At 48.4% G+C, this 3,101-nt stretch carries 5 protein-coding genes; 4 read left to right on the forward strand and 1 reads right to left on the reverse strand.

Annotated features, from left to right (window positions below):
• On the reverse strand, nt 1–982 hold a 982-nt coding region (locus tag IQ273_RS32000; RefSeq protein ID WP_194027120.1), incomplete at its 3' end, for a serine/threonine-protein kinase.
• A gap of 420 nt (nt 983–1,402) precedes the next feature.
• On the opposite strand from IQ273_RS32000, the gene IQ273_RS32005 reads away from it, so the two are divergent.
• The 4 genes from IQ273_RS32005 (at nt 1,403) to IQ273_RS34220 (ending at nt 2,907) form a co-directional block, all read left to right on the forward strand.
• Entirely contained in the window at nt 1,403–1,567 is a 165-nt protein-coding gene (locus IQ273_RS32005) for a hypothetical protein (protein ID WP_194027121.1), read from the forward strand.
• A 162-nt stretch (nt 1,568–1,729) separates the two neighbouring features.
• Nucleotides 1,730–2,347 (forward strand): FMN-dependent NADH-azoreductase, encoded by a 618-nt coding sequence (locus IQ273_RS32010; RefSeq protein WP_194027122.1) that lies wholly within the window; start codon nt 1,730–1,732, stop codon nt 2,345–2,347.
• Between the two features lie 147 nt (nt 2,348–2,494).
• Entirely contained in the window at nt 2,495–2,770 is a 276-nt protein-coding gene (locus IQ273_RS32015; RefSeq protein WP_194027123.1) for a UBP-type zinc finger domain-containing protein, read from the forward strand.
• A gap of 35 nt (nt 2,771–2,805) precedes the next feature.
• Nucleotides 2,806–2,907 (forward strand): DUF5996 family protein, encoded by a 102-nt coding sequence (locus IQ273_RS34220; protein ID WP_228054295.1) that lies wholly within the window; start codon nt 2,806–2,808, stop codon nt 2,905–2,907.
• The last annotated feature ends 194 nt before the right edge of the window (nt 2,908–3,101 follow it).

Genomic DNA, 3,101 nt, shown 5'->3' on the forward strand with positions numbered 1-3,101 from the left:
CCCCTACCCCCTCATTCCCTGCCACTCTGTCGAACGCCGCCAATAATGCTGCAATCTTCGCTTCTCGCCCATATAGTTTTTGAGGAATGCGGAACTGCTCGGAAATATCTTGCAGACCCAATGGCATAAGTTCAATTAAACCCACTTCTGCCAGTTGCTGGGCACAGCGTTCTAAATCTGCTTTGATGCCCCAAGCACTTTGATAGCGATCCTCCGCATTCTTTGCCATTAGTTTCAAAATAAGATCTGAAACAAGTTGGGGAATCGTTGTGTTCAATTCGTGCGGGGGAGTCGGCGGCCTGGCAATGTGGCAGTGGACTAGCTCTAGGAGGTCTTTAGTGGGAAACGGTAATTGTCCCGTCAACAGTTCGTAGAAAGTTGCGCCCAGCGAATAAAAGTCGGTGCGATAGTCGAGCATCCGGTTCATTCGTCCGGTTTGCTCTGGCGACAAATAGGCGGGGGTTCCTTCTAGAAGATGGAGACTTTTGAATGTGGGATTGGTGCGACTGAAGCGAGTGGCAATGCCAAAATCAATGATTTTGACAACGCCAGTCTTCGGATTAAAGACAATGTTGCCAGGATTTATATCTTTATGGATGACATGAGCCGCATGGATTTTGCCTAGAGTATCAGTAATGGCGATCGCCATATTCAAAAAAACCGACAGCGGCATGGGACAGAAGTCTAATTGTTGCCGCATCCAGCATTCTAAAGACTCTCCACCAAAGTCTTCTAAAAGAAGAACGAGCGTGCGCTGGTAGTCTTGCTGGCTGTATGCCTTGATTACACCTTCAATGTTGAGAAAACGAGTAAGTTCATACTCCTGCCGATAGCGAGTTAATTCCTGAGGAGAGGGATAATCCTGCTTGAGAACTTTGGCAATCACGGCACAGTTATCTTGCTCTCTGACGCCCCGGTATACCAAAGAAGCTAAGCTCTCATAGATTTTGCTGTGGATAGCAATTCCAGGCAGGGTAATCATTGAGTGCTCCCTCGATAAAGAACTGTCATCCGTTTCCCAAAGTATATCGCTTGCAAACTAACGACCGCACCTGGGCGAACAACTCCGCACCCCAGTCGGAGCAAAAGCCATGGGTGATCTTATCGAGAGCCGTATTGTAGAAGCGTTGAGGCCGCCAGGGTCTGTCATCGTCGGTTCACGGCAATAGCTCGTAGTGACAGCCGCTTTGTCCGGGGGGCAAACGGTCGTCTCCCGCATCAAAGGTGTGGGACATCGCTACCGGATTTTGCATTCAGACATTGATGGTCGATCGGTTGTACAAATGTACTTTCGATCAAATTCGGAGTCTAACCTAAGTTAGAGCCAGCCTTCTACCCCGCGATGGCATGGTTAATCTATCAATTTGCACTGTGAAAAATTCAACTTGCTATAGGCGACAGCTTGAAGGCGGCCACCTATATTAAATTTGTGCAAACAGTCATGCAAAGGGATCGAGCAAGTAAATTGCACGGTTCCATGCTTGAAGGCATGAATATTCAAGGTGCAACTGGATTAACGCACGCTCAAGCAGCGACGTTGAAAGCATTAGGAGCGATCGCACAGTGAAGCGAATGCTTTTTGGGCACGCGACGCGAACGCCTTAACTCTATGCTTAACTCGCGGATCTTTAAGTAACGCTTAGCTGTACACACTGTTGGGTCAGCGCTAATCCGTCGGTTGTTCATTCGTCTCCGCTACATTCTTCATTCACAATCTGAGCTTAATCCTATGACTCACATTCTCCATTTAGATGCAAGTCCGCGTGGCGATCGCTCCATCTCCCGCACGCTCTCTAAAGAGTTCATTAACCAGTGGAAAACCATTCATCCCAACGACACCATCACCTACCGTGATATTGGGCACTACCCTGTTCCTTTTGTGAGCGAAGACTGGATCGCTGCTGCATTTACTCCATCCGATCAACATACCCCTGAATTAGCCGCTGCAATTCAGATTTCCGATGAGTTGATCGATGAGTTCTTAGCAGCCGATCGCTACGTTCTCAGTATCCCTATGTATAACTTCAGCATTCCTGCCAACTTCAAAGCTTATCTTGACCAGATTGTGCGAGCAGGACGTACATTCTCCGTTGATGAAACAGGTTACAAGGGACTGGTTCACAACAAGGAAATGACGATCATTATGGCGCAGGGAGGAGCCTACCCCGAAGGTAGCCCAACCCATGCCTATGATTTACAAACACCCTATCTAAAACTCATTTTTGGGTTTATTGGGATAACGGATATCGAGTTTATCTATGCCGATAGCCTAAATATGGGGGATGAAGCCCGTGAGTTGGCGATCGCTAGCGCGCAATCTGCCTTAAAAGCAGCGATCGCGCATTAACTATCATCACTTTTTGGGTAGCTAAAGGTTTTTGAGGTCATGGGTGATGCTAGATCCACTGGTCGTAGGTACCAATGAAGACACTCATCAGGTAACCGCCATCATTTCTCACCTCATTCGACTCTTGCACATTCACAGGAGCATTCCATGGCTTGTCAACACCTGAACGAACTGACGCTCGAGACTATGATTTCAAAGGCCAACTACCCGGTATTTCGCTGTGAGGAATGCCTTCGGGTTAACGGTCGCTGGGTTCACTTGAGAATTTGTCAAACCTGCGGCAAAATGCTGTGCTGCGACTCGTCTAAAAATCAACACGCCCGCCGTCACTATGAAGAGAGCGGACACGCAGTGATCAGTTCAGCCGAATTGGGAGAACAATGGCTGTGGTGTTTTGCCGACGAACAACAGAAGACCTATTGATCACGCCCCCTTTTTCTACTCGCGAGGAAACCATGATGTCGAATCAACCTGCTCCAACGGATATTTGGCCGAGTTTACCCTTAGACGCATGGCAGGATACCTATGCCACCCTGCACATGTGGACGCAAATTAAGTAGGGAGTTTGAATTAAACGTAAGATGGGAGGGTTAACTAGAAAGCCCCCTTATGCCCGCCCCATTGCGTATCATTTTGACCGAGGAGGAAGACCGTACCTTAAGTGAACTGCGGCAAGCTCAGACAGTTCCTTATCGGACCCGTGACCGTGCGCATATGCTGCGCTTGAATGCTCAAGGGCTGAACGTGCCTGCTA

The organism is Nodosilinea sp. LEGE 07298 (genome assembly GCF_015207265.1).
Lineage (GTDB): Bacteria > Cyanobacteriota > Cyanobacteriia > Phormidesmidales > Phormidesmidaceae > Nodosilinea.

What these genes read in the sequence shown, in the direction of transcription:
- IQ273_RS32010 (WP_194027122.1), top strand. Translation starts at nt 1,730, where the DNA reads ATGACTCACATTCTCCATTTAGATGCAAGTCCGCGTGGCGATCGCTCC.
- IQ273_RS32015 (WP_194027123.1), top strand. Translation starts at nt 2,495, where the DNA reads ATGGCTTGTCAACACCTGAACGAACTGACGCTCGAGACTATGATTTCA.
- IQ273_RS34220 (WP_228054295.1), top strand. Translation starts at nt 2,806, where the DNA reads ATGTCGAATCAACCTGCTCCAACGGATATTTGGCCGAGTTTACCCTTA.